7 protein-coding genes are annotated in these 4928 nt (G+C 45.6%); 4 read left to right on the top strand and 3 right to left on the bottom strand.

The annotated features are described in order from the left end of the window. A partial coding sequence (locus MK185_17595; protein MCH2042445.1) for a hypothetical protein occupies positions 1 to 884 on the top strand: 884 nt, incomplete at its 5' end. Positions 885 to 906: 22 nt separating this feature from the next. On the opposite strand, the gene MK185_17590 is transcribed toward MK185_17595, so the two are convergent. From MK185_17590 to MK185_17580, 3 genes are read right to left on the bottom strand one after another with little or no spacing between them, the layout of a single operon-like run. Next, positions 907 to 1224: a DUF1801 domain-containing protein gene (locus MK185_17590; protein ID MCH2042444.1), complete on the bottom strand. Its 318-nt coding sequence runs from the start codon at positions 1222 to 1224 to the stop codon at positions 907 to 909. Between the two features lie 3 nt (positions 1225 to 1227). Continuing rightward, positions 1228 to 1365 carry a hypothetical protein gene (locus tag MK185_17585; protein MCH2042443.1) on the bottom strand — a complete coding sequence of 46 codons (138 nt, stop codon included), beginning with the start codon at positions 1363 to 1365 and terminating at the stop codon, positions 1228 to 1230. Between the two features lie 45 nt (positions 1366 to 1410). Then, entirely contained in the window at positions 1411 to 1827 is a 417-nt protein-coding gene (locus MK185_17580; protein MCH2042442.1) for a BLUF domain-containing protein, read from the bottom strand. 107 nt (positions 1828 to 1934) lie between these two features. Between MK185_17580 and MK185_17575 the strand changes: the two genes are divergently transcribed. The 3 genes from MK185_17575 to MK185_17565 all read left to right on the top strand — a co-directional run. Further along, on the top strand, positions 1935 to 3728 hold the full coding sequence (locus MK185_17575) for an ATP-binding protein (GenBank protein MCH2042441.1): 1794 nt from the start codon (positions 1935 to 1937) through the stop codon (positions 3726 to 3728). Between the two features lie 413 nt (positions 3729 to 4141). Then, on the top strand, positions 4142 to 4447 hold the full coding sequence (locus MK185_17570; GenBank protein ID MCH2042440.1) for a 2-oxoglutarate and iron-dependent oxygenase domain-containing protein: 306 nt from the start codon (positions 4142 to 4144) through the stop codon (positions 4445 to 4447). A 196-nt stretch (positions 4448 to 4643) separates the two neighbouring features. Then, positions 4644 to 4928: hypothetical protein (locus tag MK185_17565; protein MCH2042439.1), on the top strand; the 285-nt coding region annotated here is incomplete at its 3' end.

The following is a 4928-nucleotide window of genomic DNA, read 5'->3' as shown; positions in this document are numbered from 1 at the left end:
AAGGCGCGGTTTTTATTGTCGCGGCTACCAATCGGCTGGATAAACTTGATGAAGCATTATTACGTTCAGGAAGGCTTGATCTTCATGTCCATGTTCCTTTCCTGGATAAAAAAGCCCGGCGCTGGTTTATAGAAAAATTCTTGCAGTACGACGTTTACGAAGAGGCTATAGATGTTGATTTAATCGTATCACTAACGGCTGGTATGAGCGGTGCAGATTTAGAGAAGGTTCATCGGGAGACAGTGCTTCAGGCTTTGAGTAAGAGTACCGGCAAAATTTGTCAAAGTACGATAGTGGAAGAAATTAATATTCTTAAGTATGGCGCTAAACGAACACTTGATAAGTGCGAAAAAATGCTGGCAGAAACGGCCTTTCATGAGGCTGGCCATGCTGTTATCTCAAAAGTTTTAATGCCAGAGAGAATAATTGAACAAATAAGTATTGTACCCAGAGAACAAGCTTTAGGTATGGTGGCCTATAGTAGGGAACAAGATGTTGATTATACAAAAGCTTTTTGGTTCTCGCAGACATGTGTAGCCTTAGCTGGTCGAGCTGCCCAGGTAAAGCAGTTCGGAGACGAAGGGTTAGATACTGGCGCTATCAGTGATTTGAAGCAGGCCATGTGGTCTGCCTGGAATCCTGTTGCCAAATACGGAATGCATCCCGATAGTTACAACTTAGACACCACTGTGTTACATGAATGGAGCCGTGAAGTTCACTTCAAATCTCAGACTGAAAAGTTAGTCAAAGAGTGGCTGGAGGAAGCAACCCTGAAAACTGATCAATTAGTTGACCAATACTGGGAGCAAATAAGCAAGGTTGCACAAGCTTTACTGGAAGAAGAAGTGTTATCAGAAGCGCAATTTAAGTCGTTAATAGAGTAGAACAGTAAAAGTGGAACAAGTTCTATTTTTTGAGGCTTTGATAAACCGATATCCAATCATCAACGCTCACTTTGCTGACCAACTCGCCAATTAAGTTGTAGGGAATGTGTTTGGGGTTTTTAAAACGGATACAACTTTTACCCATATCCAGCTTAGTAGGTACCGCTTCGGCGTAACGGACCCGAAACCAGCTTTCGAGCTCAGGCATTGCATAAATGCCCATATGATAAAAGCCATAATGGCTTTTCTGTGCCGCCAGGTTCATAAAGGGTAATGGCAATTCTGGGTTGCAATGATAACCGGCAGGGAACAGTTGATGGGGCACCACATAGCCAATCATGTTTTAGTTGATGCATTCGCTAAATCTGGCTGGCAGGTTATCCAGTATTGTCTGGCGTAACTGTGATATTACCCGCTGCTTTTCCACGGGTAGGGCGGTAATGTACTGGTCTACCGATGTGTAACTCTGTGCGTCGGACATAGTCGCTCCTGGCTAACTTAGGTTAGATTGCTTAACCACTATGCCTTAAAGGTTGTCCTGATTACCAGCAAGGTGTTGCAGGAATTGGAATGCCTGTCGAGGGCTCATGGTTTCCGGCAGGAACTCAGTCTGGCCCATCTCTTTGAGCAATTTAGTAAACTCGGCACTGCCGCCGGCGTAGCCCATTTTCCACTGTTTGAAAATAGGGGCGGTGATTTCCTCATAGCTGATAATAGTGATTTCGTCATGGCGGGGGTCATCAGCAATATCCAGGTAAAGCTCGTTAACGGCGCTGCGTTCGCCTTCCAGCGCCTGCAAAAAATATTGTTGTTCGTAAGAAAGCATACCGCAAATGCCCTCGGCCTGATTGTTACGGCGGGCGGTGTCGAGAATGGATTTCAGATCGATAAGTGACATTTCCCGCGAGGCATGGCTGTAGTACACCAATCTCACTAACTTCATTTTTACTTTCCTTTTTTCTAAACTGCGTAATTGTTTGCGTAACTGCAGGCAACGACTATCTTTCAAATATAGCAGAGTTTTCAGAAACGGTAGTGTTGGGTAAATGTATGGAAAATCCAGTGTTTTTGGTTGGTCAGAGTCCAGACTTAGCGGCATTTTTGCCGGATAACACAATGCACTGCGAAAAATTAACCAGCCTGAGAAACGCTAAAAAGACACTGCGCAGTTGTAAGCCCTCACTGGTTATACTCTGTGTAGGCTCCGATGATGATATTTCCCTCTGTCAGTCGGTAGCCCAGTATATTCGTCAGGGGCTGGTTAACCAGGATACCCGTATCATTCTTATGCATAACCCCACTCAGCAACTGGACGAAGTAGTCTGGCTGGAAGAGTACCAAATCAATGCCTGTTTAACGGCGTCTGAAGCGAAAGCCAAGTTTAATGCCAGTGTGCTCAAACGGGAGCTGGCCACTTTTGAGTATATTGAAAACACCTACCGTCAGCACGATGCAGAAACAGAATTGCTGGTGTGTATCACACGCTTTTCACGAGGCGACGAAAAGCTCACGGCGCTGCTTTCAACCTTCTCAAATGCGCTGGCGAGATTATGCCATGCCCACTGCAGTTTCGAAATTTACCTGGAAAACACATCGCGTTTTCGGGTGCGTGGTTCCGATACTGCCAGCAACGATCTGGCAAAAACTATGCAGGCATTGTTATCAGAGGGCGGGCTGCCGGCCAGCCTTGCTCAGGCAATAGAAGAACAGCATCCACAAATTCACCTGCTCGATGAAAGTGGCGGACTGGAGCCGGTTACCCAACTTATAACCACTCATATTGGTAGTTATCTGGCATTCCCCATCGTGGTGTATAAACGCGTAGTGTGTTTATTGCTTTACCTGATCCCCGAACAGGAGATGGAGCGGGTTTCCATGAAGCAGATTACGATTATCAATAAGGCCGCTGAGCAGCTTACGGTGTTGTTAGAGCGCAAACAGGCTGAGTCGAGCCTCAAGAAACAATATACCCGTCTGCGGGATACGCTGCTGGAGCTTAAATCCACTAAACAGGCATTGGCACACAACGAAAAGCTCGCCAGTATCGGGCGTATGGCAGCGGGTATCGCTCACGAAATTAATAATCCACTGTCATTTGTGATCAGCAACTTCTCCTCAATGGATAGCTATCTGGATAACATTATTCAGTTGCAGTCCATGCAGAGTGAGCTGTTAACTGCCATAGACATTCAGCAGGATCAAAAAGCGGCTCATCTCAAACAAAGTCTCAGTGAATTTGAGGAGCAGGCGGGTATACCGTTTATTTTGGAAGATATCAGAGCAATCGTCGCTGATTCTTTTAATGGTCTGCAACGGGTTAAAAATATCATTAGCGACTTACGCTCTTTTTCTCATAATCAGACCGGAGAAAAAGAGGTTTGTGATTTCTCTGTGCTGCTGGACGACACTCTGAAGATGATGCGATATGACCTGGACAACAAGGTCAGTATCCAGCGGGATGTTGAGTTTAATGGCGTGTTACATTCGCACTCCGGTCTCATTGAGCAAGTACTGGTGAATCTGATTAAAAACGCTGTGCAGGCAATGGAAAAGGCGGATACGGCTGAGCCGGTTATTCAGATAAGCGCCAAAGAGCTCGATAATATGCTGCATATTCGGATCCGGGATAACGGCCCGGGGATGACAGCTGACATCCAGCAGAAAATATTTGAGCCCTTCTTTACCACCAAACCCATCGGCGAGGGAACCGGGCTTGGCTTATCGGTGGTGTATAACATTATGCAGCGACTGGATGGTTCGATTCACTGCGAGAGCGAACCCGGTGTGTTTACCGAGTTTACTTTGTTGTTGCCATTAAAGCAGGAAAACGCGCAGGCTGATTGAGTTTTAAGGCGATTTCGGAGCATGCTTCAATTGGGTTTTACCGATAATTTTCCCATTGCATTTAACCGGCTGCCGTGTAGTATTTTATTTATACCATATACAGAGCAGGCGCGTGGCAACCACTTCGTTTTTTCAATCAATGAGTATGACATCACACCGCTTTACATGCGGTGTTTTAGGATTGCTGATCGATTTAATGTCGTTGCTCACGGTACTGGCTCACGGTTGTGTCAAACAGCCGGCGAGCATTCCTCACTTTAGTAAGCTTAATTTACTGCCATGCAGTTACGGCTTCTTCCACTGGTGCCTGGCCTGGTGGGCTGGTAACACAAAATCTCTTTAACTTAACTCATGCGTCTGCGCCTCGATTGAGCGGACGCGGCATTGTCACCCATTTTTTAAAGAGAGCAAAAATGACCTTACCTGTCATCCCCTTTTATCCACATCCTGCCCCGGCGCAGGCAATCCACAAGAGCTTAAGCCAGTCTGGGTTTATGCAAATCAGCGACATTGGTATAGAGCCGACATTATTAGCGGAAGTTTATGCGGTCAGCCGTGTATTTTTTACCGGCGATCAGCAAACCAAATCCCGCTGCGGTTATCGCTCTGCTCAGGAAAACTTTGGTTATCAGGGATTGCTGGAGGAAAACCTGGATCCCACCGCTCCGGCAGATATCAAAGAAACCTTCACTATGCGTAGCTTCGTCCTGGGAATTTGAAAGGGAACAGCCACTCCTGGATTCTCACGTTTCGCTAGGAGACTTGCTAGCGCCCTCTGAGTGGGCAATCATCTAGTTCATAAGCATTTTTGTTAAATAGATTTTATTCTTCGAATTTTTTGTTGATAAAAAAACAATTATATATATCATATACGAACCATTATCATTTGTATTTAGAGTATTAAAGGGTAAATTTATGAGAAATGTAAGTAGAGTATCTAAATTGGGTAAAGCGATAGCATTTGCACTAGCGGGACTGTCGAGCGCGTCCGCAATGGCGGCTATAGCGCCAGACGATATTGAGCGTATCACCATTAGTGGAAATAGCGATTCAACATTTCCACGCACCATGGCTGCCGTTGATTCTGGCAAAATCTTTGAGGGCAAAAAGACCTCAGTGGTAGAGCTTGATGAAATGCCTAACTTCATTGAGCCAAACTTAAGACAGATGTTTTCTACGCTGCCGGGCCTCTTCGTTTCA

It is taken from the genome of Saccharospirillaceae bacterium (assembly GCA_022448365.1).
Lineage (GTDB): Bacteria > Pseudomonadota > Gammaproteobacteria > Pseudomonadales > Oceanobacteraceae > Bacterioplanoides.
Note: the sequence above shows the minus strand (reverse complement) of the source record. Positions and strands in the feature narration are given on the sequence as shown.

What these genes read in the sequence shown, in the direction of transcription:
- MK185_17570 (MCH2042440.1), top strand. Translation starts at nt 4,142, where the DNA reads ATGACCTTACCTGTCATCCCCTTTTATCCACATCCTGCCCCGGCGCAG.
- MK185_17590 (MCH2042444.1), bottom strand. Translation starts at nt 1,224, where the DNA reads ATGATTGGCTATGTGGTGCCCCATCAACTGTTCCCTGCCGGTTATCAT.
- MK185_17575 (MCH2042441.1), top strand. Translation starts at nt 1,935, where the DNA reads ATGGAAAATCCAGTGTTTTTGGTTGGTCAGAGTCCAGACTTAGCGGCA.
- MK185_17580 (MCH2042442.1), bottom strand. Translation starts at nt 1,827, where the DNA reads ATGAAGTTAGTGAGATTGGTGTACTACAGCCATGCCTCGCGGGAAATG.
- MK185_17585 (MCH2042443.1), bottom strand. Translation starts at nt 1,365, where the DNA reads ATGTCCGACGCACAGAGTTACACATCGGTAGACCAGTACATTACCGCC.